The organism is Dactylosporangium sp. NPDC049742 (genome assembly GCF_040674675.1).
Classification (GTDB): Bacteria; Actinomycetota; Actinomycetes; order Mycobacteriales; family Micromonosporaceae; genus Dactylosporangium; species Dactylosporangium maewongense.
Genome location: NZ_JBFANF010000015.1, coordinates 23,503 through 49,849 on the forward strand (window position 1 = coordinate 23,503; position 26,347 = coordinate 49,849).

The 26,347-nt window shown below is 71.9% G+C and carries 20 protein-coding genes; 6 read left to right on the forward strand and 14 right to left on the reverse strand.

The window, feature by feature from the left end:
- Positions 1-165 precede the first annotated feature (165 nt).
- The 6 genes from AB0J72_RS20355 to AB0J72_RS20380 all read right to left on the reverse strand — a co-directional run bounded on the left by AB0J72_RS20355 (position 166) and on the right by AB0J72_RS20380 (position 7,564).
- Positions 166-1,356: an IS110 family transposase gene (locus AB0J72_RS20355; RefSeq protein WP_363400850.1), complete on the reverse strand. Its 1,191-nt coding sequence runs from the start codon at positions 1,354-1,356 to the stop codon at positions 166-168.
- Positions 1,357-1,651: 295 nt separating this feature from the next.
- A complete protein-coding gene (locus tag AB0J72_RS20360; protein ID WP_363400852.1) occupies positions 1,652-3,265 on the reverse strand; it encodes an MFS transporter in 1,614 nt (537 codons plus the stop codon).
- A gap of 96 nt (positions 3,266-3,361) precedes the next feature.
- Complete coding sequence (locus AB0J72_RS20365; protein WP_363400854.1) at positions 3,362-3,985, reverse strand: aminodeoxychorismate/anthranilate synthase component II; 624 nt, start codon at positions 3,983-3,985, stop codon at positions 3,362-3,364.
- A gap of 4 nt (positions 3,986-3,989) precedes the next feature.
- The gene (locus AB0J72_RS20370; RefSeq protein WP_363400856.1) at positions 3,990-5,450 is read right to left on the reverse strand and encodes an anthranilate synthase component I family protein; all 1,461 of its coding nucleotides are present in this window, start codon (positions 5,448-5,450) and stop codon (positions 3,990-3,992) included.
- A gap of 21 nt (positions 5,451-5,471) precedes the next feature.
- Positions 5,472-6,902, reverse strand: coding sequence for an AMP-binding protein (locus tag AB0J72_RS20375; RefSeq protein ID WP_363400858.1), 1,431 nt, complete (start codon positions 6,900-6,902; stop codon positions 5,472-5,474).
- Positions 6,899-7,564 carry a flavodoxin family protein gene (locus AB0J72_RS20380; protein ID WP_363400860.1) on the reverse strand — a complete coding sequence of 222 codons (666 nt, stop codon included), beginning with the start codon at positions 7,562-7,564 and terminating at the stop codon, positions 6,899-6,901. The genes AB0J72_RS20375 and AB0J72_RS20380 overlap by 4 nt, the downstream gene beginning before the upstream one ends.
- Before the next feature lie 253 nt (positions 7,565-7,817).
- On the opposite strand from AB0J72_RS20380, the gene AB0J72_RS20385 reads away from it, so the two are divergent.
- Together AB0J72_RS20385 and AB0J72_RS20390 are read left to right on the forward strand one after the other, a co-directional pair.
- On the forward strand, positions 7,818-9,104 hold the full coding sequence (locus AB0J72_RS20385) for a hypothetical protein (protein WP_363400862.1): 1,287 nt from the start codon (positions 7,818-7,820) through the stop codon (positions 9,102-9,104).
- On the forward strand, positions 9,094-9,303 hold the full coding sequence (locus AB0J72_RS20390) for a DUF6052 family protein (RefSeq protein ID WP_344508672.1): 210 nt from the start codon (positions 9,094-9,096) through the stop codon (positions 9,301-9,303). Before AB0J72_RS20385 ends, AB0J72_RS20390 begins: the two co-directional genes overlap by 11 nt.
- Positions 9,304-9,412: 109 nt before the next feature.
- On the opposite strand, the gene AB0J72_RS20395 is transcribed toward AB0J72_RS20390, so the two are convergent.
- A complete protein-coding gene (locus tag AB0J72_RS20395; RefSeq protein ID WP_363400864.1) occupies positions 9,413-10,567 on the reverse strand; it encodes an epoxide hydrolase family protein in 1,155 nt (384 codons plus the stop codon).
- A gap of 151 nt (positions 10,568-10,718) precedes the next feature.
- Between AB0J72_RS20395 and AB0J72_RS20400 the strand changes: the two genes are divergently transcribed.
- The 3 genes from AB0J72_RS20400 to AB0J72_RS20410 all read left to right on the forward strand — a co-directional run bounded on the left by AB0J72_RS20400 (position 10,719) and on the right by AB0J72_RS20410 (position 15,244).
- Positions 10,719-11,966 (forward strand): cytochrome P450, encoded by a 1,248-nt coding sequence (locus AB0J72_RS20400; protein WP_363400866.1) that lies wholly within the window; start codon positions 10,719-10,721, stop codon positions 11,964-11,966.
- 12 nt (positions 11,967-11,978) lie between these two features.
- Positions 11,979-13,583 (forward strand): 4-hydroxyphenylacetate 3-hydroxylase N-terminal domain-containing protein, encoded by a 1,605-nt coding sequence (locus AB0J72_RS20405; protein WP_363400869.1) that lies wholly within the window; start codon positions 11,979-11,981, stop codon positions 13,581-13,583.
- 386 nt (positions 13,584-13,969) lie between these two features.
- A complete protein-coding gene (locus tag AB0J72_RS20410) occupies positions 13,970-15,244 on the forward strand; it encodes a hypothetical protein (protein ID WP_363400871.1) in 1,275 nt (424 codons plus the stop codon).
- A gap of 43 nt (positions 15,245-15,287) precedes the next feature.
- On the opposite strand, the gene AB0J72_RS20415 is transcribed toward AB0J72_RS20410, so the two are convergent.
- Genes AB0J72_RS20415 through AB0J72_RS20430 form a run of 4 tightly spaced genes read right to left on the reverse strand, consistent with a single transcriptional unit; the run spans position 15,288 to position 22,899 of the window.
- Complete coding sequence (locus AB0J72_RS20415; RefSeq protein WP_363400873.1) at positions 15,288-16,631, reverse strand: condensation domain-containing protein; 1,344 nt, start codon at positions 16,629-16,631, stop codon at positions 15,288-15,290.
- Between the two features lie 2 nt (positions 16,632-16,633).
- Complete coding sequence (locus tag AB0J72_RS20420) at positions 16,634-18,124, reverse strand: tryptophan 7-halogenase (protein ID WP_363400875.1); 1,491 nt, start codon at positions 18,122-18,124, stop codon at positions 16,634-16,636.
- 16 nt (positions 18,125-18,140) lie between these two features.
- Positions 18,141-19,769, reverse strand: a complete 1,629-nt coding sequence (cmdF, locus tag AB0J72_RS20425; protein ID WP_363400877.1) for a tyrosine 2,3-aminomutase — start codon at positions 19,767-19,769, stop codon at positions 18,141-18,143.
- The gene (locus AB0J72_RS20430; protein ID WP_363400879.1) at positions 19,753-22,899 is read right to left on the reverse strand and encodes an AMP-binding protein; all 3,147 of its coding nucleotides are present in this window, start codon (positions 22,897-22,899) and stop codon (positions 19,753-19,755) included. Before AB0J72_RS20430 ends, cmdF begins: the two co-directional genes overlap by 17 nt.
- Before the next feature lie 155 nt (positions 22,900-23,054).
- On the opposite strand from AB0J72_RS20430, the gene AB0J72_RS20435 reads away from it, so the two are divergent.
- On the forward strand, positions 23,055-23,309 hold the full coding sequence (locus AB0J72_RS20435) for a phosphopantetheine-binding protein (protein ID WP_344508689.1): 255 nt from the start codon (positions 23,055-23,057) through the stop codon (positions 23,307-23,309).
- Positions 23,310-23,391: 82 nt separating this feature from the next.
- Here the strand turns inward: AB0J72_RS20435 and AB0J72_RS20440 are convergent, their stop codons facing one another.
- The 3 genes from AB0J72_RS20440 to AB0J72_RS20450 all read right to left on the reverse strand — a co-directional run bounded on the left by AB0J72_RS20440 (position 23,392) and on the right by AB0J72_RS20450 (position 26,288).
- Positions 23,392-24,075 carry an O-methyltransferase gene (locus AB0J72_RS20440; RefSeq protein ID WP_363400882.1) on the reverse strand — a complete coding sequence of 228 codons (684 nt, stop codon included), beginning with the start codon at positions 24,073-24,075 and terminating at the stop codon, positions 23,392-23,394.
- A 64-nt stretch (positions 24,076-24,139) separates the two neighbouring features.
- The gene (locus AB0J72_RS20445) at positions 24,140-25,507 is read right to left on the reverse strand and encodes a cation:proton antiporter (RefSeq protein WP_363400885.1); all 1,368 of its coding nucleotides are present in this window, start codon (positions 25,505-25,507) and stop codon (positions 24,140-24,142) included.
- A 10-nt stretch (positions 25,508-25,517) separates the two neighbouring features.
- A complete protein-coding gene (locus AB0J72_RS20450) occupies positions 25,518-26,288 on the reverse strand; it encodes a class I SAM-dependent methyltransferase (protein WP_363400887.1) in 771 nt (256 codons plus the stop codon).
- Between the last annotated feature and the right edge of the window lie 59 nt (positions 26,289-26,347).

The following is a 26,347-nucleotide window of genomic DNA, read 5'->3' on the forward strand; positions in this document are numbered from 1 at the left end:
CCACACGGGATCATGGGGGGGTGCCGAGCTGTCGGACCGTGGGGGCACAGTGGGGCGCTCGAGTGGCGGCCCGGCACGACGCAGCCACGTGGGCAGCGCCCTCGTGATTCCGAGCCGTTCTTGTAGTCGGGGCAACAGGGGCTGGGGGTGTCCCTATGGGTTTCGTCAAGCGGCAGTTTGCCGGGCTTGGTAGGGCACCTGGTCTCGGAGCATGGCGTAGAGGACGTCGACGCGGCGGCGGGCGAGGCAGATGAGGGCGGCGTTGTGGCGTTTGCCGGCGGCTCGTTTGCGGTCGTAGTAGGCCCGGGAGGGCGGGTGTGACAAGGACGCGAACGCGGCGAGGAAGAACGCGCGTTTGAGCTGCTTGTTCCCGCCCTTGGGTGGGTGTTCGCCGCGGATGCTGCTGCCGGAGCGGCGGGTGACCGGGGCCAGGCCGGCGTAGGCGGCCAGATGCCCGGGCGTCGGGAACGCGGTGCCGTCGCCGACTTCGAGCAGGATGCGGGCTGCGGTCCTGACCCCGATGCCGGGCATCGAGGTCAGGACCGAGGCAAGAGGGTGCGTATCAAGCATCCCCTCGACGTCCCGGGCCAGCTCGTCCCGTTGGCGCAGTACCTCGCGCAGGCTGTCGGCGAGTTTCGGCAGGATCGTCTCCGCGGCGACGGTGCCCGGGACGGTCACCGTCTGCTCGCCGAGGGCGGTGACGACCTGCTCGACCAGGCGTTCGCCTATGCGGGGCGCGTGCGGACGGACGATCTCGGCCAGTTTCGCCCGGCCGGCCTTGCGCAAACCGGCTGGGCCGCCGCAACGCGACAGCAGTTCCAGGACCGCCTTGTGCTGGACGTTCGGGCCGAGGACCCGCTTGAGTGCGGGGTGGATCTGGGTGAGCAGCCCGCGGATGCGGTTCGCGACGCGGGTGGCCTCACCGGCGAGATCGTCATCGAACCCGACCAGCACCTCCAGCTCCGCCAAGGCCTCGTCACCGACGTCAACGCGGCGCAGGGTGTGCGGCAGCGTCCGGGCGGCGTCCGCGATCACGTAGGCGTCGCGGGCGTCGGTCTTGGCGTTGCCCGGGTGCAGATCGGCGATCCGGCGCATCGCCAGCCCGGGCAGATAGCCGACCTCGTGGCCGCAGACCCGGGCAACCGTGACCGGCAGCGCCCCGATCGAGGCCGGCTGGTCGACCACCACCAGGACCCGGCCGTGACGGGCGAGCCGCTCGAACACCTGCTGCAGCCTCGCCTCGGTGTTGACCAGCGCCGCGTCGTGCAGCCGTTTACCCTCCCGGGTCAACGCAACGGCGTAATGGCCATCCTTCCCGACGTCGAGACCCAGGAACACCTGGTAGTCGCCGTGCACATCGCCTCCCCGCGACAAGCCCTGGCCTCGGTCGCCCGTCTGGCGTCGACCGCCGGCAGCCACGTTACGAAGAGACCTACCCCAACACACCGGGCGGTCGTGTCCCTATCAGCGGTCCGTCGGCGCCACCCGGCCCGGCGACAACACCCCCCGGATCATGCCTACGACAGGGGAAGCAAGTCATACCAGGCCAGGCGACCGAGCATCCCCACACCGGGGACCTGAAAAAGGTAACGGGAAGCGAGAGGCGGCCCGGCACGTGGAGTGCCGGGCCGCCTCTGGGAACTAAACAGCGTCAGACGGGCTGGACCTTCTCGGTGTCGGGGGCGGGGGTGTCCTCGACCGTTTCGGCCGGGGCGCCGTGGCCGTGGCCGCCGCCCTGGCCGGCCATCGGGGGCACGCCGCGCAGGGTGGCCACCGACAGGACCGCCAGGCCGACGAAGACGACGCCGCAGACCGCGGCCACCGTGTTGAGCTCCGTCGTGAAGGCCGTGCGGGCCGCGGCGACCAGTGCGTCGCCGACCGCGCCCGGCAGGGACTGCGCGACGAAGAGCGCGCCGTCCGCGGTCTCCGCCGCGGCGGCGCCGGCCGGGGTGTTGGCGATCTCCGGCGGGACGACCATCTCGCGGGAGTAGACGGCCGCGCCGATGCTGCCCATGGTGGCGATGCCGACCGCGACGCCCAGGTCGCCGCTGGTGGTCTGCAGGGAGGACGCCGAGCCGGCCTTCTCCGGCGGGGCGGCCGGCACGACGAGCTGGCTGACCACCGGGCCGACCGGGCTGACGCCGAAGAAGACGATGCTGAAGCCGACGATGAGCATGGACAGGCCGGCCGCGACGGTGAGCTGGCTGAGCACCGTCATGCCGATGGCGGCGATGACCGCGCCGCCGGCGACGACGTACGCGGGGCGGACCTTCTGCGCGATGCCCTGGCTCATGCCGATGCCGATCAGCAGGGCGAAGGTCGGCACCAGGATCCACAGGCCGCTGCTGAGCGGGCTGCGGCCCTCCACGACCTGCAGGAACTGGGCCAGGAAGAAGCCGGCGCCGCCCTGGACGGCACCGATGAGCAGGGCCAGGACCAGCGCGCCGCTGACCGCCTTGATCTTGAACAGGCGGACGTCGAGCAGGGGGTCGGCGAGCTTGCGCTGGCGGTGGACGAAGACGGCGCCGAAGACGAGGCCGCCGACGAGCGTGACCACGGCGATGGCGGTCCAGCCGTTCGCGGCCAGCTCCTTGAACGCGTAGATGACCGGCAGGATCGCCAGCAGCGACAGCGCGACGCTGAAGAGGTCGAGCCGGCCCGCGTTCGGGTCCTTGAACTCCGGTAGGAGCACCCGGGCGGTCGCGACGACCAGCAGCATGACCGGCGGGCCGATCAGGAACACCGAGCCCCACCAGAACCACTGCAGCAGGACGCCGCCGACGACGGGGCCGAGGGCGACGCCGAGCGTCAGCGCCGACGCCCAGACCGCGATCGCGATGCCCATCTCTTTCGGGTTCTTGAACATCTGGGTGATCAGCGCGAGCGTCGACGGGATGAGCGTCGCGCCGGCGATGCCCAGCAGCGCGCGGCAGACGATGAGCATCTCCGGCGTGGTGGAGAACGCCGCCACGGCCGACACCAGGCCGAACGCGGTGGCGCCGATGACGAGCAGTTTTCGCCGGCCGATACGGTCGCCGAGCGTGCCCATGGTGACCAGGAACCCGGCGCTGAGGAAGCCGTAGATGTCACCGATCCACAGCTGCTGGCTGGCGCTCGCGTCGAGGTCGGCCGTCAGGTTCGGCAGCGCCAGGAAGAGCACGCTGATGTCGATCATGCCGAGCATCGACGGGAACCCGAGGACGGCGAGGCCGAGCCACTCGCGCCGGGTCGCCTTCACCTCCGGGCCTTGCGTATGTGTTGCCATGTCCCCTCCTCGTTCGAAGCCGCGTCACCGCAACGACGAGGCCCTCGCAGCCATTGTTCGGGGGGCACCTGGACCGGACATCTTCACAAATGCGCTCTACGCCGCGGCCTCCAGCTGCCGGGCCACGTCGTACCGCCAAGAAGGGAACGTCGAGCAGAACTTCACGAAGTTGTTCAGCAGGTGCGCCCCGTTCTGCGTGCAGATGCTCTCGGGGTGGAACTGCACCGACTCGACCGGCAGCCACCGGTGCCGCATCGCCATGATGTAGCCGTCGTCGAGGGACCGCGCGCTGACCTCCAGGCATGAGGGCACCGTCTCCTCGACGACCACCAGCGAGTGGTACCGCGTGGCGTGGAAGTCTTCGGCCATGCCGCGGAAGAGCCGCCGCCCGTCGTGCCGGATCCGGCTGGTCTTGCCGTGCATGAGGTGCTCGGCGGGCACGACCGTGGCGCCGTAGGCGCGGCCGATCGCCTGGTGCCCCAGGCAGACGCCGAGGATCGGGACCTCCCCGGCGAAGGCCCGCACGATGTCCACGTGCCCCGAGTCGTCGGGGCTGCCGGGGCCCGGGCCGAGCAGGATCGAGTCGGGCCGCACCTCACGCACCTCGTCGAGCCGCAGCGCGTTGGAGCGCACCATGATCGGTTCGGCGCCGGCCGACATGAGGTACTGCCTGATGATGTAGACGAAGCTGTCGAACGCGTCGACGACGAGCACCCGCACGATGTCAGTCCTCCTGTAACAGTTCGCGGCCGGTGACCGCCCAGAAGGCGGCGCTGAGCTTCGCCAGCGTCTCGGTCCACTCCCGCCCGGCGTCGGAGTCGGCGACGACACCCGCCGAGGCCCGGGTGCGGTACTCGCCGCCGTGGTGGATCAGCGTGCGGATGCACAGGGCCATGTTCAGGTAGCCACCCACGTCGATCAGCCCGAGGGCTCCCCCGTACAGGCCGCGCCGGCTGTGCTCCATCGCCTCGATGATCTCCATGGCGCGGATCTTCGGCGCGCCGGTCATCGTGCCGGCGGGGAACAGCGCCGGGATGATGTCGTAGCTGTCGACCTGCTCCTCCGCCTGCCCGGAGACGGTGGACACCAGGTGCTGCACGTGGGAGTACCGCTCGATGCTGAAGTGCTCCGGCACGTCCAGGGTGTCGCGCCGGCAGATCCGGCCGACGTCGTTGCGGCACAGGTCCACCAGCATCGTGTGCTCGGCCAGCTCCTTGGGGTCGGCGAGCAGCCGCCGGGCCGCGGCCTCGTCGCCGTCGGGGCCGCCGCGCGGGACGGTGCCGGCGATCGGCCGCATCAGCACGTTGCCGTCCTCGACCCGCACGAAGAGCTCCGGGCTCGCGCCGACGAGGGTGTGCCCGCCGAGCGCCGTCAGGTACATGAACGGCGACGCGTTGCGCTCCCGCAGCCGCTGGTAGGCGTCCAGCGGCGGGGTCGGCGTGCGGACCGTCAGCTCGTGGCCGATCTGCACCTGGTAGATGTCGCCGATCGCGATGTGCTTGAGGCACGCCTCGACGGTGGTGAGGTAGTCCTCGCGGGCGGTGTCGTCGCTCCACCCGGTCACCTCGGCGAGCCGGGGCGGGTCCACCGGCGGGGCGCCGGCCAGCAGCCCGGCGATGTCGTCGGGGAGCGCCGGCCACGCGTCGCTGTCGAACAGCAGCAGCTCGGACTCGGCGGCGCCGACCTCGTGGGTGAGGCAGCCGCGGTACAGCACGAGGTGGACGTCCGGCAGCGACGGCTCCTGCTCGATCAGGTACGGCAGCTCCTCGATGTACCGCACCGCGTCGTAGCCGAAGTAGGCGAGGAACCCGAAGCTGAACCGCGAGGCGGAGCCCTCCGCGTCGAACGTCCCCTGCACCGCGCGCAGGACCGGCCACAGGTCGGTCATGGCGGGCAGCCGCAGGGTGTCGCCGTCGGCGACCAGCAGGCCGCGCGTGCGGGCCAGCACCGCGTCGCGCAGCGCCGGGACGCCGTCGACGTGGACGGCGCCGCGGGTCACCGAGACGGTGAGCAGCTCGCCGAAGCCGATGAACTCGTGCCGGGCGTCCTGTCCCGGGCCCGTCGCCGACTCCAGCAGGTAGACCTCGCCGGGACCGAAGCGCGCCGCGAGCGCGGACCACGCGGGCAGCGCGCCGGGCCTCGGGATCCGTTGCCGCCGGGTGTGTACGCGTACCTGATCAGACACAGAAGGCATCGAAGTCCCCGTTCACGTCGTGATCGCGTAGCGGTGCGCAACCTCCCGGGCGGCCAGCACCGCGGCGTCCGGTGCCGTGCGGTTGTCCAGGATCCGGGCCGCCTTCCAGCTCACGAACGAGCCGGTGCTGGTGACCGGGTCGAGGTCGGCCTCGACGGTGAGGCCGGCCCGCACGCCGGTGCGCTCCCGCAGCCGGGCGGCGACGGCCGCGCCGATCGCCGGGGCGTCGCCGGCGAGCGCCGGCACCAGGTCCAGCCGGACGGTGACGGTGTCCTGGGTGCCGTCGTTGTCGAGCACGATCTGGTAGCCGAGGCAGCCCCGGACGTCCTCGAGGACGAGCGCCTCCAGCTCCGCGGGCTGCAGGTCCGCGGCGCCGACCCGGATCCGGTCGGCGGCGCGGCCGAGCACCTCCACCACCGGCCCCGGCAGCGGCGCGTCCGGCCGGCCGGGCCGGACCCTGACGAGGTCGCCGGTGCGGTACCGGATGAGCGGCTTGATCCCGTCGACCAGCATGGTCAGCACGAGCTCGCCCTCGCCGAACGGACCCCGCGAGGCGCCGGTCCGCGGGTCGACGACCTCGGCGATGTAGTTGAGCCCGGCCAGGTGCATCTCGCCGGTGTGCGCCCCGGTCGCGATGCACAGCGCCTCCTGGGAGCCGTACAGCGTCGGGTACACGGTCGCGTCCGGCCACAGCGACGACACGTTCGCCCGCAGCTGCGGCGTGCAGATCTCGCCGAGCACGAGGAACATCTTGATCGGCAGGCGGCGCAGGTCGTACCCGTAGTGCATGGCGGCCTTCGCCAGGCTCAGGCACAGCGCCGGCGCGCAGACGACGACCTCGACGCCGAGCTCCTCGATGAGCCGCAGCGCCTTGCGGAACCCGACCCGCGGCGACTCCGGCCAGATCTTGACGTGGCAGGCGCCGACGGACTCCGCGACGGCGGTGAACACGTCGCCGAACGCGTACAGCTCCGACGGCCCCATCAGCCCGATGACCGGCATGCGGTCGCCGAACCGGTGGCGCAGCAGCCGGCGCCACGACTGCTCGACGGCGCGGTTGCTGGTCAGGATGTCCTTCGGGCCGCGCGGGCAGGGCGTCGAGGCGCCGGTCGTGCCCGTCGTCTCGTAGTAGATGGCGGCCTCGGACATCGGGCCCGACAGCACCCCGTACATCTCCCGGCGCAGGTCCTCCTTCGTGGTGAAGGGCAGCGCGGCGAGGGTCGAGGTGGTGACGGCGTCGACGACGATCCCGGCGAGGTGCCTGCGGTAGAACGGCGACCGGGTCGTGACGTGCTTGAGCACGGTCGTCAACCGCTCGTCGTGCCAGGCGCGCAGGTCCGTCTCGGACAGCGCGCCGGCGTAGTACCGCACGGACAGGTCGTCGTAGCGGGCCCGGAAGCCGGCCGGCAGCCGGACCCCTGCGGTGGTGGTCGCGGCGGTCACAGGCTCGCCCTGAGCTCGTCGAGGGCCAGGCCGACCCGCTCGTTGCGGTCGCCGACGTCGAGCACGTCGGCCCGGCCGGTGAGCTCGCGGTAGTTGTTCAGCAGCTCGATCATGTCGACCATCCGCTCGACCATGCGGGTGACGTTGGTCAGGCCCTCCTCGTCGTTGGCGTAGTCGCCCTTGTGCAGCGCCTGCACCTCGGCGGGGAACCCGCTGCCGACGACGATCATCCGGTTGAGCAGGACGTTGGCCATGAGCTGACCGGTCACGTCGCTGTTGTTGTACCGGCGGGCGACGGCGATGACGCCCGCGACCTTGTTCGACAGCGGGCGGTCGAAGCGCAGGTAGCCCACGCCGGCCCGCTCGATGAAGGTCTGCATGAGGCTGGCGGTGCCGAACCCGTGCACGGGGGCGGCGTAGATGATCCCGTCGGCGGCGACCATCTTGTCCACGACGGCCGGGATGTCGTCGGTCTGCTCGCAGCGGATCGGCCGGTCGTTGCAGTCGCCGCACGGGCCGCACCGCAGCATCCGCAGGTTGCGCAGGTCGATCGTCTCGAACGCCGCGCCGCGGTTCGCGGCCACCGCGGCCGCGTGGCGCAGGACGCCGGCGGTGTTGCCGTCGCGCTCCGATCCGTTGATCGCGACGATCTTCGGCTCCATGGGTGGCGCCTCCTCGAAGTGGCACGGGACGTGGCTTCGAGCGTCGTTCGGGGCCGCCCGCCGCCGCATCTTGCAACGTGCGGTGATCGTCAAGCCCGCCCGGCACCCGCCGGGAACGGGTGCCAGCGGCAACGCGGCACGCAGCGAGATGCGCGCGCCGCCCGCGGCAAGGCCCGCACGCAGCAAGATGCACGGCCCGGCGCCGCGCCCAACGATGAACGATGAAGATCAATCGAGGGCGAGGGAGCCACCCATGGGAGGCGAATACTGGAACCGCAGGACCGAGACGATGCCCCGGCCGCAGCTGCGGGAGTGGCAGTGGCGCAAGCTGCAGGTCGCCCTGCAGCACGCCCAGCGCTCGGAGTTCTGGAGTGAGCGGATCCCGGCGGGCATCGGCTCGCTCGACGACTACTTCGCGCGGATGCCGCTGACGTACAAGAAGGATCTCATCGCCGCGCAGGAGGTGGCGCCGCCGTACGGGACGCTGCCGTCGACCGACCCGGCGCTGGCGATCCGGCACCACCAGACCAGCGGCACCAGCGGCAACCCGCCGGTCCGCTCGTTCGACACGATCCGCGACTGGACCTGGTGCGCGGACGTGTACGCCACGGCGCTGTACGCGCTCGGGGTCCGCGAGCACCACCGCGGCATGGTCGCGTTCGGCTACGGCATGTTCGTCGGGTTCTGGGGCATGCACTACGCCCTGGAGCGGATCGGGGCCACGGTCATCCCGGCCGGCGGCTTCGACTCGCAGGCCCGGATCAAGCTGATGATCGACCAGCGGGTGTCGGTGCTGGGCTGCACCCCCAGCTACGCGCTGCGGCTGATCGAGACGGCCAAGGAGATGGGCGTCGACCTGCGCCGCGACGCCAACGTGGAGATCATCATGGCGGGCGGCGAGGCCCGGTCGAAGGCGACCACGCAGGCGATCGCGCACGGCTTCGGCGCCGAGGTGTTCAACGCCGCCGGCACCACGGAGCTCGGCACCACCAACATGTTCGAGTGCCGGGCCAACCGCGGCGGCTGCCACAGCATGGAGTCCACCGTCATCGACGAGGTGCTCGACCCCGCGACGTTGCAGCCCGTCGCGTACGGCGAGCAGGGCGTCCGCGTGTCGACCGGGATCGGCCGGGAGGGCATGCAGCTGTTCCGGCACTGGACCGAGGACCTGGTGATCCGCCGGCCGTGGCACGAGTGCGCCTGCGGGCGCAGCTGGGACTGGTTCGACGGCGGCATCCTCGGCCGCGCCGACGACATGCGCAAGATCCGCGGCGTGTCGGTCGAGCCGGTCATGTTCGAGGAGGTGCTGCGCCGCTTCGACGAGGTCGGGGAGTTCCAGACGGTGCTGCGCACCGTCCGCGGGCTCGACACCGTGGTCCTGCGGGTCGAGCCGGTCGGCACGCCGGCAGGCGACCTGGCCGCGCGCATCGCCGACACCGTCAAGCGCGAGTGCAGCATCCGGCCCGATGTCGAGATCGTCGAGCCCGGCAGCCTGCCGCGGTTCGAGCTGAAGGGAGCGAGGTTCCACGATGAGCGGTGAACTGACCGGACCGCAGGAGCAGCAGCTGCTGGAGTGCTACCGGACCCTGCACGGTCTCGCCGAGGTCGACGTGCCGGCGGTGCGGGCCGCGGTGCGCCGCGCCGTCGCCGAGCTCCAGGTCGCCCTGGAGGGGCAGGCGCTCGTGTTCGAGTTCTACTCACACCAGTGGGACGAGGCGGCGCTGCCCGTCGCGGCCTGACCCACCCGCACAACCGTTCGTGCCCCGGCCCGCCTTCGGACCGGGGCACGAACCTTCAGGTGGCACCGGCCGCCGAGGCCGACCGGCCCACCGAGTCCTCAGCGCAGCCTCACCGCAGGGTCCGGGCGAACGTGCGGATGTCCGCGACGAGCGCCTCCGGCTGCTCCAGCGCCGCGAAGTGCCCGCCGTCCGGGTGCTCCGTCCACTGGGTCAGCGTCGGCAGGGCCTTCTCCGCGAAGGTCTTGATCGGGCGGGTCGCGTCGTGCGGGAACACCGCGACGGCCACCGGCATCGCCAGGTTCCACGGGCCGCCCCAGGTCGCCACGAAGTCCCCCGTGGTCGGCGTGGTCTCGTAGTAGATCTGCGCCGACGATCCGGCCGTCGCGGTCAGCCAGTACAGGGTGACGATCGACAGGATCGTGTCCCGGTCGATCACCTCCTCCGGCCGCTCCACCGCGCCGGTCCACTCGTAGAACTTCTCGACGATCCAGGCGAGCTGGCCCACCGGGGAGTCGGTCAGCGCGTACGCCAGGGTCTGCGGCCGGGTCGACTGGATCTTCTGCCAGCCGATGCCGTCCTCGGCGAAGTGCGCGCCGTGGCCGAGCCGCTCCAGGTCGTCGGCGTCCAGCGACGCGACGGCGGCGGGGTCCGGCGGGAAGGTCACGAGCATGTTGATGTGCACCCCGGCGGCGTGCTCCGCGTCGGCGAGGCCGAGCTGCAGCGAGATGACCTTGCCCCAGTCGCCGCCCTGCGCGATGTACTGGTCGTAGCCCAGCGAGCGCATGAGGTCGGCCCACGCGCGGGCGACCCGGGCGACGCTCCAGCCGGGCTGGCCGGTCGGGCCCGAGAAGCCGAACCCGGGGATCGTCGGGATGACCACGTGGAACGCGTCCTCGGCGGTCCCGCCGTGCGCCTCCGGGTCGGTGAGCGGCCCGATGAGGTCGAGGAACTCCAGCACCGACCCCGGCCAGCCGTGGGTCAGGATGATGGGCGTCGCGCCGGCGTGCCGGGACCGCACGTGGACGAAGTGCACCGTGGCGCCGTCGATCTCGGTGACGAACTGCGGGTGCGCGTTGAGCTTCGCCTCCGCGGCCCGCCAGTCGAAGCCGGTCCGCCAGTACTCGGCGAGCTCCTGCAGATACGCCAGCGGGACGCCGCGCGACCAGCCGGGGCCGGGCCCGGCGTCGGGCCACCGGGTGGCGGCCAGCCGGCCGCGCAGGTCGTCCAGCTCGGACTCGGGTATGTCAACCTGGAACGGTCGCATCGGCGCACCACCTCAACTCGGTGTGATCTACTGCTGTTGTCCGTAGCGTCGCACCCGGGCCCCGGACACCCCATCTCCTGTTGTGCCCAGGTGCATCCGGTGCGCACGGCATGAGATGCGCGCCGCCGCGACCTCGGACGACAGTGATGCCATGACGGTGACCCATTCGACCGAGACCGATGTCGCGCCCGATGTGGCGCCGGCGTATCCGCTGCAGCGCGAATGCCCGTACAAGCCGTCGGCCGGCACGGCGAAGCTGCGCGAGCCCGGCCCGATCATCCGGGTCCGGCTGTACAACGGCCGCACCGCCTGGCTGGTGACCGGCCCCGCCGAGGTCCGCGCGCTGCTCGCCGACCCGGCGATGTCGAGCATGGCGACCTGGGATGACTACCCGGTCATCGACGAGAGCCACCTGCACATGCGGGCCAGCAAGGAGATGGCGCAGGAGGTCGAGGGCGGCTTCCCGGAGGTGCTGTTCGGGGTGGACCCGCCGGTGCACACCCGCCAGCGCAAGATGCTGCTGCCGAGCTTCACCAACCGCAAGGTGCAGACGCTGCGCCCGATCATCCAGCGCATCGTCGACGAGCGCCTCGACGCGATGCTCGCCAAGCCCCAGCCGGCGGACTTCCTCGCCGACTTCGCCGCGCCGGTGCCGATGATGGTGGTGTGCCTGTTCCTGGGCGTGCCCTACGCCGAGCGGGACTTCTTCGAAGGGCCCATGCACGACCTGGTGGTGCCGGAGAAGGCCGAGGCGGCGTGGGAGGAGTTCACCGTCTACCTGGAGCGGCTCGTCGACAAGAAGATGACCGAGCCCGGCGAGGGCCTCATCGACGACCTCATCGCGAGCCACGTGCGCAGCGGCGAGCTGTCCCGCGACGAGCTGGTCGCGTTCGCGATGGCCATCCTCATGGCCGGGACGGTCACGACCACCAGCGCCATCGCGCTCGGCACGCTCGCCCTGCTCGACCACGAGGGCCAGTACGAGGCGCTGGTCGCCGACCCGAGCCTGGTCCCGGGGGCGATCGAGGAGATCCTGCGCACGGTCAACCTCGTCGAGCAGCTGTCGCGGGTCGCGACCGCCGACGTCGAGATCGGCGGCGTCACCATCAAGGCCGGTGACGGCATCCTGCTCAGCTGCGCCGCGGCCAACCTCGACCCGAGCGTCACCTCGCACCCCGACGAGTTCGACATCACCCGCCCGCCGACCGGCGCCCTCGCCTTCAGCTACGGGCTGCACCACTGCATGGGGCACAACCTGGCGCGCCTGGAGCTCGAGGTGGTCCTGCGGACCCTCGCCGACCGCGTGCCGAAGCTGCGCCCGGCGGTGCCGACGGCCGAGATCCCCTGGTACTTCGACTTCACCGTCTCGCGCCTGACGTCCTTCCCCGTCACCTGGTAAGGGGCCGGCGCGATGGAGTCCCAGCCCGCCACCGGGCCCGCCACGGAGCCAGCCACGGAAGACCCGGCCGGCGACGCCCGCGTGACCCGGCCGTTCACCGGCGACGAGTACGTCGAGTCGCTGCGTGACGGCCGGGAGGTGTACCTGTACGGCGAACGCGTCGCCGACGTGACCAGGCATCCCGCGTTCCGCAACCCGGTCCGGATGACGGCGCGGCTCTACGACGCCCTGCACGACCCGGCGACGCACGACGTGCTCACCGCGCCGACCGACACCGGCAGCCGGGGCTACACCCACCGCTTCTTCCGCACGCCGCGCAGCGCCGAGGACCTCGTCGCCGACCAGCAGGCGATCGCGGCGTGGGCCAGGCTCAGCTACGGCTGGATGGGCCGCAGCCCCGACTACAAGGCGTCGTTCCTCGGCACCCTCGGCGCCAACGCCGACTACTACGAGCCGTTCGGCGACAACGCCCGGCGCTGGTACCGCGAGTCGCAGGAGAAGGTCCTGTACTGGAACCACGCGATCGTGCACCCGCCGGTCGACCGGTCCCGCCCGCCGGACGAGGTCGAGGACGTCTTCGTGCACGTGGAGCGGGAGACCGACGCCGGCCTCGTGGTGTCCGGCGCGAAGGTGGTCGCGACCGCGTCGGCGCTGACGCACTACAACTTCCTCGCGCACTACGGGGTGCCGGTGCGCAAGAAGGAGTTCGCGCTCATCGCGACGGTGCCGATGGACGCGCCCGGCATGAAGCTGCTGTGCCGCCCGTCCTACGCGGCGACGGCCGCGGTGATGGGCAGCCCGTTCGACTACCCGCTGTCCTCCCGTCTCGACGAGAACGACACGATCCTGGTCCTGGACAAGGTCCTCATCCCGTGGGAGAACGTGTTCGTCTACGGCGACCTCGGCAAGGTCCAGATGTTCTCCGGCCAGTCCGGGTTCACCGAACGCTTCACGTTCCACGGCTGCACCCGCCTGGCGGTCAAGCTCGAGTTCCTCGCCGGCCTGCTGCTCAAGGCCGTCGAGATCACCGGCACCGACAGCTTCCGCGGCGTGCAGAGCCGCCTCGGCGAGGTCCTCGCCTGGCGCAACCTCTTCTGGGGGCTGTCGGACGCCGCCGCCCGCAACCCGGTGCCGTGGAAGGACGGCGCGGTGCAGCCGAATCCCCAGTACGGCATGGCGTACCGCTGGTTCATGCAGATCGGCTACCCGCGCATCCGCGAGATCGCGCTGCAGGACATCGCCAGCGGGCTCATCTACGTCAACTCCAGCGCCGAGGACTTCAAGAACCCGGCCGTGCGCCCCTACCTGGACAAGTACCTGCGCGGCTCGAAGGGCGTCGACGCCGTCGACCGGGTGAAGGTCATGAAGCTGCTGTGGGACGCGTTCGGCTCCGAGTTCGGCGGCCGGCACGAGCTCTACGAGCGCAACTACTCCGGCAACCACGAGAACACCAGGGTGGAGCTGCTCAACGGGCAGATCGCCGGCGGCCAGACCGAGCAGTACAAGGCCTTCGCCGACGCCTGCCTGCGCGAGTACGACCTCGACGGCTGGACCGCGCCGGACCTCGCCTCCTTCGACGAGCTGCGCAAGCTCTCCTACGGCGGCCTCAACATCTGATCCTCCTCCCGCGCCCCGCCCCTCATCCTCCGAGGGGCGGGGCGTTCTCGTGTGCGGAAATTGGGAAGCGGACATTCCTCATCAACAATTACCACACAGCGTGACGAGATAACTACGAGAGCATTTTGAAAGAAGCTGGAGCATCGCTGGAGTGCCAGTATTGAACCAGCAGAGAAATGGACGGAGGTGAATAGAATGAAGAAGATCGAGGTTCGCAAGCTGGAGGAGATCAAGACCAGCGCCAACATCACCGCGAACGCCGCGTGCCCCGGCACGGACCCCGTCTGAACAGGACGGTAACGGCATCAAACCAAGTGGGGGACCGGGAACGTTCCGGTTCCCCACTATTGGTGTGCTGAAAAGTAATCGCACGATTGGAGTGACCAGTGACCCAGCTCCGCGCCCCCTACAACGCCGACACGACCGTCGCCGTCCTGCCGTTCCAGCGCCGCCCGGAAGGGGACGAGATCGTCATCGGCGACCCGTCCCGCGGCGCGTTTCTCGCACTGCCGAAAGACGGCGTCGACCTGCTCGACTGGCTCGCCGCCGGCGACACGGTCGGCGAGGCGGCCCGCCGCTACGAGTCCCGCTACCACGAGACCCCGGACATGGAGGACTTCCTCGCCGTCATGACCACCGAGGGATTCATCGAGGGGTTCATCGCCGGCGACCGCCCGCGGGAGGAGCCGCACCACCACGGGCCGAAGGGGCGCCGGCTGCGCAAGGTCAGCCTCGACTGGATCTCACCGGCCGTCGCCCGGCGGCTGACCAGCGCGCCGGTCCTGGCGGCCTGCCTGCTGCTCATCGGCGGGGCGACGGCGATCATGCTGGCCGACCTGTCGCTGTTCCCGAGCACCGACGTGCTGCTGTACCCGCACGGCAACTTCGCCGTGCTGAGCCTCACCGTGCTCGCGCTCACCCTCGGCGCCACGTTCCTGCACGAGCTCGCGCACGCGACCGTCGCCCGCGCCGCCGGCGTGCCCGTGACGCTCGGCATCAGCAACCTGATGTACGTGATGGTGGCCCAGACCGACATCAGCGGGCTGCGGATGGCCTCGAAGGGCCGGCTGTTCCTGGCCTTCCTCGCCGGGTCGATCGTCGACCTGGTCTCCGCGTCGCTGCTGGTGCTGACCCTGTTCGCGGACCGGCACGGGGTCATCGCGATGGCGCCCGTCGGGCGCGAGTTCGTCGGCGCGCTGCTGCTGAGCTACGTCTTCCGGGTCTTCTTCCAGTGCTTCTTCTACCTGCGCACCGACCTGTACTACCTGGTGTCCACCGCGCTCAACTGCCGCAACCTCATGTCGGACACCGAGACGATGCTGCGCAACGGCGTCCTGCGGCTCATCGGCAAGCGCGCGCACGTGACCGACCAGTCCGGGATCTCCCGGCGCGAGCGCACCGCGATCCGCACCTACTCGGTCTTCTACATCGTCGGCCGCGGCTTCGCCGTCATGACGCTGCTGACCGTCTTCGTGCCCATCATGGCCACCGTCGTCACCGAGTTCATCACCTGGACGTCCGGCGGGCGGAGCCACCTCACACCGCTCGACTTCGCGCTGATCCTGGTGCTGATGCTGGGGGTGTACGGCGTGGGCGTCGTCATGTGGGTCCGCGGCCTCATCCGCGGCCTGGTGAAGTTCGGCAGGACCGTCCGGGCATGAACGAGGGCCGCTGCGGGATCCGCAGCGGCCCTCGTCTGTGTGTTCAGCCCCGCTCGACCTCGGTCCGCAGCACCTCGCGGAGCCGCGTCATGATGTCCACGACGGTCGACTCGTCGAACATGTCGGTGTAGCCGACCCGCCCGCCGATGCCGCCCGCCGGGTGCAGCTCCGCGGAGACGAGCATCCCGTCGGGGATCTGCGACCCGGCCGCCGAGCTGATCGTGCGCCGGCGGATCGCCGCGAAGCGCAGGTCGGCGACCTGGTCCTCGCCGCGCATGAAGGGCGACTGGATGACCTGGAAGACCACGGGCGCGGCCCGGGGCGTGACGACCGAGGCCATCAGCTCCGGCGCCTCCCCGGCCAGCTGCAGGAACGGCAGCTCGTGCCGGTACGCGGCGAGGCAGGAGCGGCGGACCGCGCCGACCGCGTCGGTGAACGTCTCGCAGCCGGACAGGTCGACCCGCAGCGGGGTGAAGTTGTAGAACGTGCCGATGACGTCGGCGGTCCACGCCGGCCCGCGGCCCGGCATGAACGTCGGCACCACCAGGTCGGTCTCGCCGGTCCGCTCGCGCAGCACCGTCAGGAACGCCGCCATCAGCACCATGAACGGGGAGCTGCGGCTGGTCCGCGCGAACTCCTGCACCGCCGTGTCGAGCTCGTCGGAGAACATGTACCGGTGCCAGCCGGTGGTGTACGCGCCGGTGGCCCGGGGCCGGTCGTTGGCCAGCGGGGTCATCCGCGCGCCCGCCAGCTCCTCCCGCCAGAACGCCCGCGCCGCCCGCGACTGGGCGTCGTCGGCGTGCTCGAGCTGGTGGGCGACGAACTCGCGGTACTGGCGAGCCGGCGGCAGGTCGACCGGCCGGCCCTCCTTGCGGGCGGCGTAGAACGCGGCGAGGTCCCGCATCACCAGGTGCACCGAGTAGCCGTCCACCGCGGTGTGGTGCGCCATGTAGGCCAGCACCGAGTCCTTGGCGTCGAAGCGGCCCAGGTACACCCGAAGCCCCGGGATCTCGTCGATGCCGAGCCCGTCGTCCTCCTCGATGGCGTTGATGAACGCCTCGGCGACGGCGTCACGGTCCTCGGCCGAGGGGTCCAGGTCGCTGATCACCAGCCGCGGCGCCGACGGCGGGTGGATCTCCTGGTGCGGGTCCTCGGGGTCGAGCACCAGCCTGGTGCGCAGCGTCTCGTGCCGGGCGACCACGTCGTGCATCGCACCGTGCAGCGTGTCGAGGTCGATCTCGCCCTCGACCCGCCACCCGGCCACGACGGTGAAGCGGGGGCCGAACGGGCCCCATCCCCCACCGCCGTCCATGAGGCGCAGGAAGTCCAGCTGCAGCGACAGCGGCGCGCGCTCGACGCCGCTCCCGCCGGTGGAGATGTCGGTCATCGTCACGCCTCCTTCGGCGTCGGGAGCGTCCAGTGCATGCCGTCCGCCGACGGCACCAGCCCGCCGTCGCGGACGGGCGGCGTGGGGCGGTCGCTGCGGCCGAGCGCCGCCTGGATCTGGATCTGGTGGCCCTCCTTGACGATCGACCGGACCAGCGAGGTGTTGAGGATCTCCTGGTTGCCCGCACCCTCGACCCTGCGGTCGATCGCCGCGGACAGCTCCTGCGCCGCCTCCGCCCGTGCGGTGTACGTCTCGGGGTCGACGAGCGCGCCCTCCTGCGAGGCGCCGCCGCCGACGAGGTTGACGAACGACTCCGCCGCCGGCGTCGTCTCGGCCGTCACCTTCTTCGCCTTCCAGAAGTACGACTCCTCGTCCTGGTGCATGTCGTAGAAGGCGACCAGGAAGTCGTGGAACCGGCTGTACTCGGCGCGGTACCGGTGCTCGAACTCGCTGAAGACGGTCTCCTCGGGGATGTCCGTCCCCTCGGCCAGCGCCGTGTTCAGCGACCTGGCGGCGAGCAGCGCGCCGTACGTCGCCAGGTGCACGCCCTGGGAGAAGACCGGGTCGATGAAGCACGCCGCGTCGCCGGCGAGCACCAGGCCCGGCTTCCAGAAGCGCTCCTGGAGGTAGGAGTAGTCCTTGCGGACCCGGATGTCGCCGTAGACCCCGGTCGTGACGCGGGTCGCGTCGGACAGCATGTCCGCGATGAGCGGGCACTGCTCGATCAGCCCGAGCAGCGCCCTCTCCTTGTCGCCCTGGACGCGCTCCAGCTCCTCCGGCAGCAGCACCGCGCCGACACTGGTCAGGGTGTCGCTGAGCGGGATGTACCAGAACCAGCCGGCCTCGAAGGCGACCGCGAGGATGTTGCCCGAGTACGGCGGGTCGAGGCGCTTGCCGCCCTCGAAGTAGCCGAACAGCGCCAGGTTGCGGAAGAAGTCGGAGTAGACCCGCTTGCCGCCGCTGTGACCGTGGATCCGGCTGGTGTTGCCGGAGGCGTCCACGACGTACCGGCTGCGCACCTCGTGGCGCTCGCCGGCGGCGTCGGTGTAGCGCACCCCGCAGGCCCGGCCGTCCTCCTCGATGACGTCGACGACCGTCGACTCCTCCCGCACCTCGACGCCCTTGGCCCGGGCGTTGTCGAGCAGGATCTTGTCGAACTTCATCCGCTCGACCTGGTAGCCGGTGGAGGAGTCGCCGGCGAAGTTCTGCGACAGCGAGAAGTCGAACGTCCACGGCTCCGGGTTGCTGCCCCAGCGGAACGTCCCGCCGTGCTTGATCGGGAAGCCGGCCGCGGCCAGCTCCTCGGTCACCCCGAGCAGCTTGCAGATGCCGTGCACGGTCGAGGGCAGCAGCGACTCGCCGATCTGGTACCGGGGGAACCGCTCCCGCTCCAGCACGAGCACGCGGTGACCCTGCTGCGCCACCAGGGTGGAAACCGTGGAGCCGCACGGCCCACCGCCGACCACCACGACGTCGAAGGTTTCTGAGGTCATCTTCCGGTGCCCCTTTCTAGCGCAGCTCGACGTCGGCGGACGCGACCGCGGCGACGAACTCGCCACGGGCCAGCGCCGCGGCGACCGTCTCGATGTCGTCGGACATGTAGCGGTCGTGGTCCAGGGTCGGCACCAGCGAGCGGATGTGGTCGTAGGTCGCCTTCGCCGCGGGGCTGAGCCCGTCGTAGCGCTTGGAGATGTCGACCGCCTGCGCCGCCGCGAGGTACTCCACGGCCAGGATCTTCTCGTTGTTCTGCAGCACCCGGCGGGCGTTGCGGGCGGAGATCAGGCCCATGCTGACGACGTCCTGGTTGTCGCCGTTGGACGGCACGCTCTGCGTGCTGGCGGGGCCGATGGTGCGGTTCTCGGCGATGAGCGCGGTCGCCGGGTACTGCGCGCCCGCGAAGCCGCTGTTGAGCCCCGGGTCGCCGGCGACCAGGAACTCCGGCAGGCCGTAGGACAGGTGCCGGTTGAACAGCCGGTTGGACTGCCGCTCGGACAGCACCCCGAGCTGGGTGAGCGCGATCGTGACGAAGTCCATCACGAACGCGATCGGCTGGCCGTGGAAGTTGGCGCCGTGGAAGATCTCCTGGCCCTCGAAGAACAACGGGTTGTCGTTCGCCGAGTTCAGCTCGATGTCCAGCTTGTTCGTCGCGTGGTACAGGGTGTCGCGCACCGAGCCGAGGATCTGCGGGATCGCCCGCAGCGAGTACGCCTTCTGCAGGTAGATCTTCGTGCGCTGCACCCCGTCGGTGTGCAGCTTGCCCTCGCCGGCGGCCTTCTCGCCCGCGTCGGCGACCTGGCGGCGCAGGTCGGCGTGCTCGACGGTGAGCCGGCTGCCGGCCATCAGCGCGCGCATGTTGGCGGCCGTGTCGATCTGCCCCTGGTGCGGGCGGGCGATGTCGTGCCCGGCCGGCAGGAAGGGGCTCGTGGAGCCCTGCAGCGTCTCGATGACCAGCGCGGTCACCAGCTCGTGCTGGCGCACCTGGGTCATCGCCCGGCCCACGACGAGCGCGCCGAGGCCGGTCATGCCGGAGGTGCCGTTGATGAGCGCGAGGCCCTCCTTGAACTGCAGCTGCAGCGGCTCGATCCCGCGCTCGCGCAGGACCGGCCCGGTCGGGACCTTCTTGCCGTCCTGCAGCAGGTAGCCCTCGCCGATGACGGTGCTCGCGATGTGCGACAGCGTCGCCAGGTCGCCGCTGGCGCCGAGCGAGCCGATCTCCGGGATCGCCGGCGTGAGGCCGAGGTTGAGGTACAGCGCGAGCCGCTCCAGCACGTCGGGGCGCACCGCGGAGTAGCCCTTGGCGAGGGCGTTGAGCCGGGCGGAGAGGATGGCGCGGGCCTCGTCCTCGGCGAACAGCGGGCCGACGCCGGCGCTGTGGCTGCGCACCAGGTTGGTCTGCAGCTCGGTCTCGTTCGAGGTCGACACCAGCATGTAGATCATCTCGCCGTAGCCGGTGGTCACCCCGTAGATGGGGATCTCCTGCGCGACGATGTCCTCGAACATCTTGCGGCTCTTGGTGGCCCGCTCCAGCGACGAGGTGGCGACCTGGACCGGCGCGTGCTCCTCGGCGACCCGCCTGACACCCGGGATGTCGAGGGTCTCGCCGTCGAACACGACGGCCTGTTCAGTCTGCTGATTCAACGCACTCTCCTTCGGTTCGGTGTGGCCGCGGCGGCAGGTGCCCGGCCGCGACGTCCTGGCGGGCGCCAGCGGCCACGATCGCGGTGGCCAGTCCGGTCAGCGTGGGATTGGTGAGGCACTGTTGCAGCGGCACGTCGGCGCCGAACCGCTTGCGGATCAGCCCGGCGAGCCGCAGCGCGTCCAGGGAGCCGGCGCCGGCGGCGGTGAACGACGCCCCGGGGCCGGCGGGCGGCGCCCCGAGCACGTCCTGCCACAGCTGCGCCACCGCGGTCTCCGCCCAGGTCCACGGGCGGTCCGCGGTTGCTTCCCGGCCACCCTGCCCTTGCCGGGCGGGCAGCCGGGACCGGTCGACCTTGCCGGCGACGTTGCGCGGCAGGGGGCCGGTCATCGGTTCGAACTGCACCAGCACGAGCGCGGCGCCGAAGCGCCGGCGCAGGTGCGCGCGCCAGGCGGCGACGGCCGGGTCCGCCCCGGGCGCCGGCACCACGTGGGCGACCAGGCCGACGACGAGGCCGTCGCCGTCGGTGGCCGGCACGACCGCGCACTCGGCCACCGACTCGTGCTGGGCCAGGGCCTCCTCGACCTCGGCCACCTCGATCCGGTTGCCGAGCAGCTTCACCTGGAAGTCCTTGCGGCCGCGGAACTCCAGCCGCCCGTCGTGCCGGCGCCGGGCGAGGTCGCCGGTCCGGTACACCCCGGTCCCGGGATCCATCCCCTCCAGCGGGCGGAACGCCGGGCCCGGCGGCAGGCCGACATAGCCGTCCGCCACGTACGGGCTGCGGATCACGACCTCGCCGGTGACGCCGTCCGGGCAGGGCCGGTCGGCCTCGTCGAGCACCAGCACCTCGCGGCCGGGGATGGCCCGCCCGATCGGGGCCATGCCGCGGACCGGCGCGTCGATCGCCGCCCACGTCGCCGCGACCGTCTCCGTCGGTCCGTACACATTGGACAGACGCAGCCCGGGCAGCGCGGCGCGCAGCCCGTCGGCGAGGGCGGCCGGCAGCGCCTCGCCCATAAGCACCAGGTGCCGCAGCGCCCCGAGCCGCCCGGCCGCGGCGGTCATCGGCGCCAGCAGCTCCTTGGCGAAGCTCGGCACCGTCTGCAGGAACGTGATCCGCTCGGTGGCGAGCCAGTCGGTGAACCGTTCGGGGTGCACGCGGACCCGCTGCGGCACGGGGCACAGGGTGGCGCCGGCGGTCAGCGTGGCGAACGCCTCGTAGAGGCTCGGGTCGTGCTCCGGGGCCACCCAGTGCGCGACCCGGGCGCCGGGGCGCAGGTCGAACGTCGTGGCCATCCACGCGGCGAACTGCGCGAACGCGCCGTGGGTCTGCGCGATGCCCTTCGGCTTGCCGGTGGAGCCCGACGTGTAGGCGACGTAGGCGATCGCCTCCCGCCGTACCACCGGCGCGGCGGGGGCGCCGGGCGGCGGGTCCGCCGTCAGGGATCCGACGTCCAGGACGAGGCCGTGGATCTCGGCGCGGTACCAGCCGGCGAGGGCGTCGGTCTCGGCGCCGCCGTCGACCAGCAGGCACGCGGGGCGCAGCTCGCGCAGCGCGGTGCGGCCGCGTTCGCCCGCGTCGCCGGTCCCGAACCACAGCAGGTGCCCTCCGGCGCGCAGCGCGGCGAGCGACGCGACGATCTGGCGCGGGCCGGGCGCCATGCGCACCGCGACGGCGCGCCCGCCGGCGCCGGCCGCGCGCAGGTGCGCCGCGACGACGGCGACGGAGCGCTCCAGGTCGCCGTACCCGAGGGACGAGCCCTCGGTGGCGACCGCGACCGTGGCCGGAGTGCGGTCCGAGACGGCGCGCACCGCCTCGTGCACGAGCGGCGCGTCCGCGAACCGGTCGGCCGGGGCCGGTCCGCCGGGCACCGCCGCCGGACCGGCCACCGCAAGCGAGTCTGACGCGGCCGGCGAGGCGAGCGGGCCGGGCGTCGCGGCGTCCATCGGCAGGGTCGCGGCATCGGCGTCGGGGTCCGTGATCGCGGCCAGCAGCAGGGTCCGCAGCTGCTCGAGCACGGCGGCCGCGGCGGGCCGCTGCTCCTCGCCGCGGAAGCCGAGCGTGCCGGCGAGCCCGGCGGCCGGGTCGACGGTCGCGGTCAGCGTCAGGTCGCACGTCGCCCAGCCGGTGTCCGCCGGCGCGGGGCGAACCTCGGCGCCGGGCAGGCGCAGCACCGCCTCCGGTGCCTCCCGCACGACCAGGACCGCGTCGCACAGCGGCACGGGACGGGCGTCGCCGTAGGCGTCCAGGGCCCGCAGCAGCTCGCCGTAGGGCAGCTCGCGGTGCGCCAGGCAGGCGTCCGTGGTGGCGGCGGCGCGCAGGACCCGCGCCCGGAAGGTGTCCGCGCCGGCCAGGTCGCCGGGGAGCACGAGCAGGTTGTCGAACGCGCCGGCGACCCGCGGGGCGCCGGCGGGGCGGACACTGACCGGGGTGCCGACCGTGACCAGGTCGCCGCCGTCGTAGCGGCACAGCAGCGACTGCAGCGCCGCGAGGAGCACGGCGAACGGGGTGGTGCCGGTGTCGCGGGCGAACCCCGTGACCGCGGCCGCGGCCTCCGGCCCCCAGTCGAAGCCGGCGGCGCCGCCCGGCACGACCGGGGTGGTGTCGCGGTCCGGGCCGAGCGGGTGGCTCACCGGCGGCGTGGGCCGGGCCGTGCCCTGCCACCAGCGCAGCAGCTCGGCGTCCCGGCGGGGATCGGGGCCGGTGGACGGCGCCGTCGGCGCGGGCGGCACCAGGCCGGCGCAGCGCTGCGACAGCTCCTCGACGACGAGGTCCATCGTGTCGTCGTCGGCGACCGTACGGTGCAGCACGACCGTCACACGGTGCCGGTCCGGCCCGGTGCGCGTCAGGGTCAGGCGGGCCGGAAGTCCCTCCCAGGCAGGCGTTGCGGGCGCGTCGAGCACCGCGAACGAGGCGGGGTCGGCGGCCGCGGTCACCGGTACCGGCGACGCATCGACATCGGTCACAGTAGTGCGCAACGGCTCGTGCGCGGACAACACCGCGAGCCAGGCCGCGCGCAGCGCGTCGACGTCCACGGGGCCGCTCACATCGAAGCCGCGGCAGACGCGCGGCGCGGCGGTGCCCGGCGCGAGGTGCTCCAGCACCCACCAGCGGGCAGGCGATCCGTTCATCGCGTCCTCCTTACGACGGACGAATCGTCACACGCAGCGGACATCGATTGCTTCTCAAGGAATGCGGCGCACACAGCGCATTTCGAAGGATGCGCGTCGATGGCCGCGGTGCCGACGATGAGCGGGGAGTCACCTGCCTGGAAGGAGCACGTCCCATGGTGCAGAACACTGGCGCGGCAGATCCGTCCGTCGTCGAGCAGCGCGTCGAAGAGGTGTGGCGGGACGTTCTCGGCATGCCCGAGGGCGGGCAGCACCTGACCTTCTTCGAGCTGCACGGCCAGTCCATCTCGGCGGTCCGCATCGTCGGCCGGCTGGAGGACGAGCTCGGCGTCACCGTCGACTTCGGGCTGCTGTTCGAGGACCCGGACCTGGCCACGTTCACGAAGGCCGTCGTCGCGCTGACGAGCTGAGCGGCGTCCACAAGCGACAGACGCGGACGGCAACACGAAACGGCGTGCACACCCCGGGGTGTGCACGCCGTTCGTCGTCCCGCTACCGCTTGCGCGCGATCGTCAGACCGTCGGCGAGCGGCAGCATCACGGCGTCGAGGCGCTCGTCGGCGGCGAGCGCGGCGTTGAAGGCGCGCAGGGTCTCGGCGCACCGCCGCTGCGCGGGGGTGTCGGCCCGGGAGGGGTCGACGACCCAGCCGTCGAGCAGCACGTTGTCGGCGACGAGCAGCCCGCCCGGGCGCAGCAGCGGCACCGCGAGCGCGTGGTAGCGGGGGTAGCTCATCTTGTCCGCGTCGACGAAGACGAGGTCGACGCTGCCGGGCTCGAACCCGGCGAGGGTCCGCCCGGCGGCGCCGAGCCGGAAGTCGATGCGGTCCGCGACCCCGGCCTTCTCCCAGTGTTCGCGCGCCAGGGGCAGCCACCGGTCGGACACGTCGCAGGTGACGACCCGGCCGCCGGCGCCGACACCTTCGGCGAGGGCGAGCGCGGACAGCCCGGTGAAGGTGCCGATGTCGACGGCCAGCCGCGCCGGCACCAGCCGGGCGAGCATCGTCAGCAGCGTCGTCTGCGCGGCGGTCGCCATCATCCCGGCCTCGTCGCCGAGCTCGCCGGCGCGGGCGATGAGCCCCGTGACGGCCTGCCCCGGCGGTGTCGTGCAGGCCGCCACGTAGTCGCCGACGTCCTGACCGGCGAGCAGATGCTTGGTGTCCTGGATCCCGGTGGTCATGCCAACCATCGTCCGGCGCCCATGTCCACGGCCGCATCCTTGCTCGTGCGGTCCTTTGTGGACGCTACTCGTCCGTTCGTCGCTCCACAGTGGACTGTGACGGACCGGACGGCGAGGCGTTGACCGGGGTGAGGCCGCTCCACGTGTCGTGGTCGATCTCGCGCAGGCGCTCGTCCTCGGTGCCGGCGATGCGGTTCATGGCGTGCCGCAGCAGCGGCGGCGCGACGACCGACGTGACGATCGCGACCAGCACGATCACCGTGTAGCCGGCGGTGTCGAGCACCTTGAGGCGCAGCCCGGTCAGCGCCACGATCACCTCGATGACGCCGCGGGAGTTCATCCCGGCGCCGAGGGCGAGGGCCTCCCAGCGGGTGAGCTTCCGCAGCCGGGCACCGAGGTACGCGCCGACGAACTTGCCCACGATCGCCACCGCCAGCACCACCGCGGCCGTCAGGGCCACCTGCGGGCGGGCCAGCGCCGTCAGGTCCATCCGCAGCCCCGCGGTGGCCAGGAACAGCGGGGCCAGGACCCCGGTGACGACGGTGCGCAGCCCGGCCAGCTTCGGCTGGGCGGTGCGGGCGCCGGTGATCAGCAGGCCGGCCACGAACGCCCCGAAGACCGGCTCCATGCCCAGGGCGAGGGTGGTCGCGGCGCCGAACAGCACGAGGATGACCGCCGTCGCGACCGTCGGGGTGTCCGCGGGCCGGTCCGCGACGGCCGTCATCACCTTGCGCACCATCACCCGGCCGAGGGTGGCGGCGAAGAGGAGGAAGCCCACCAGGTACAGCACCGAGGCCGTCACGGTGCCGGCACTGACCCCGGCCGTCGCGGCCGCCGCGACCACCGACAGCAGCAGCCAGCCGAGGGCGTCGTCGATGAACGCGGCGGCGAGCGTGAGCTGCCCGATGTTGCGGTGCAGCAGGCGCATGTCGGTGAGGGTCTTGGCGATCACCGGGATCGCCGACACGCACATCGCGACGCCGAGGAACAGCGCGAACACGGTGCGGTCGCCGGGGCCGCCCGGCACGACGGGCACCGGCAGCACGTACCCGAGCGCGATGCCGGCGGCGAGCGGGAGCAGCAGCCCGCCGAGGCTGACGGTGACCGCCGTGGCACGGACCCGCCGCAGCAGCGACGGGTCCAGGTGCGTGCCGGTGACGGCGACGAGCAGCAGCACGCCGACCTGACCGACGGCGTCGATGACGTGCATCTGCTCCGGCGAGCCGGTGAAGAGCCGCTCGGTGACGCCCGGCGCGAGGTGGCCGAGCACCGACGGGCCGATGAGGACGCCGGCCGTGAGCTCACCGACCACGGCCGGCATCCGGCACCGCTCGGCGAGCCGGCCGAGCAGCCACGCGGTCAGCAGCAGCACCCCCAGCCCGACGATGAACCCCACCATCACGTGCGAGGTCAGGGGGGCGACGAAGGTCACGGCGCCTGCCCTACTTGCGCACGCCGGCGAACAGGCCGGGGGCGTTGTGCGGGTCGGTGCCGAGCCGCCACGGGATGTCGAGGAACTCCACCGCGCAGCCCGCCTTCTCGAACGCGGCGGTGTACTCCTCGCGGGTGAAGAGGTTCATGTAGAAGTAGTCGGTCCACTCCTTGATGCCGCCCTCGGACGTGGCGACGGTGAAGCGGATCTCGACCCGGGTGGCGAGGCCCTCGCGGGTCGAGTGGGTGACCCGGGAGATGACCCGGCCGGGCTCGCGGACCAGGTGCCCGCCGACGTAGCCGTCGAGGAACTGCTCGGGGAACCAGCCGGGCTCCACGATCAGGACCCCGCCGGGCGCCACGTGCGCGGCCATCCGGGCGATCGCGGTGTCGAGCTCGGCGGTGGAGGCCATGCAGGCGACCGAGTTGCCGAGGCACACGACCGCGTCGAACGTGCGGCCGAGGTCGAAATCGCGCATGTCGCCGGCGTGCACCGCGACGCCGGGCAGCTTGCGCTGGGCGACGACGCGCATCGCGGGGGCCAGCTCGACGCCCTCGACGTGCTCGAACAGCTGGGCGTAGCGCACCAGGTGCGAGCCGGTGCCGCTGGCGACGTCGAGCAGGGTGGCGGCGCCGGGGTGGCGGGCGCGCACGTGCGCGGCGATGTCGTCGGCCTCGGCCTCGAAGCTCTTGCCGCGGCTGCGGAAGACGAGATCGTAGATCTCGGTGTGGTCCTGACTCCACCCGGCGTGGGTCTGCGTCCGGTCCTGCTCGAATGCCATTGCAACCTCCGTGGATGAGCGGATCTGCACCTATTCTTCGATTCCGGGGTCACGCTGGC

Excerpts from the sequence above, each read along its gene's own strand:
- AB0J72_RS20440 (WP_363400882.1), bottom strand. The coding sequence starts at position 24,075 with ATGACCACCGGGATCCAGGACACCAAGCATCTGCTCGCCGGTCAGGAC.
- AB0J72_RS20435 (WP_344508689.1), top strand. The coding sequence starts at position 23,055 with ATGGTGCAGAACACTGGCGCGGCAGATCCGTCCGTCGTCGAGCAGCGC.
- AB0J72_RS20395 (WP_363400864.1), bottom strand. The coding sequence starts at position 10,567 with ATGCGACCGTTCCAGGTTGACATACCCGAGTCCGAGCTGGACGACCTG.
- AB0J72_RS20390 (WP_344508672.1), top strand. The coding sequence starts at position 9,094 with ATGAGCGGTGAACTGACCGGACCGCAGGAGCAGCAGCTGCTGGAGTGC.
- AB0J72_RS20380 (WP_363400860.1), bottom strand. The coding sequence starts at position 7,564 with ATGGAGCCGAAGATCGTCGCGATCAACGGATCGGAGCGCGACGGCAAC.
- AB0J72_RS20415 (WP_363400873.1), bottom strand. The coding sequence starts at position 16,631 with ATGACCGACATCTCCACCGGCGGGAGCGGCGTCGAGCGCGCGCCGCTG.
- AB0J72_RS20450 (WP_363400887.1), bottom strand. The coding sequence starts at position 26,288 with ATGGCATTCGAGCAGGACCGGACGCAGACCCACGCCGGGTGGAGTCAG.
- AB0J72_RS20400 (WP_363400866.1), top strand. The coding sequence starts at position 10,719 with ATGACGGTGACCCATTCGACCGAGACCGATGTCGCGCCCGATGTGGCG.
- AB0J72_RS20405 (WP_363400869.1), top strand. The coding sequence starts at position 11,979 with ATGGAGTCCCAGCCCGCCACCGGGCCCGCCACGGAGCCAGCCACGGAA.
- AB0J72_RS20430 (WP_363400879.1), bottom strand. The coding sequence starts at position 22,899 with ATGAACGGATCGCCTGCCCGCTGGTGGGTGCTGGAGCACCTCGCGCCG.
- AB0J72_RS20420 (WP_363400875.1), bottom strand. The coding sequence starts at position 18,124 with ATGACCTCAGAAACCTTCGACGTCGTGGTGGTCGGCGGTGGGCCGTGC.
- AB0J72_RS20360 (WP_363400852.1), bottom strand. The coding sequence starts at position 3,265 with ATGGCAACACATACGCAAGGCCCGGAGGTGAAGGCGACCCGGCGCGAG.
- AB0J72_RS20385 (WP_363400862.1), top strand. The coding sequence starts at position 7,818 with ATGGGAGGCGAATACTGGAACCGCAGGACCGAGACGATGCCCCGGCCG.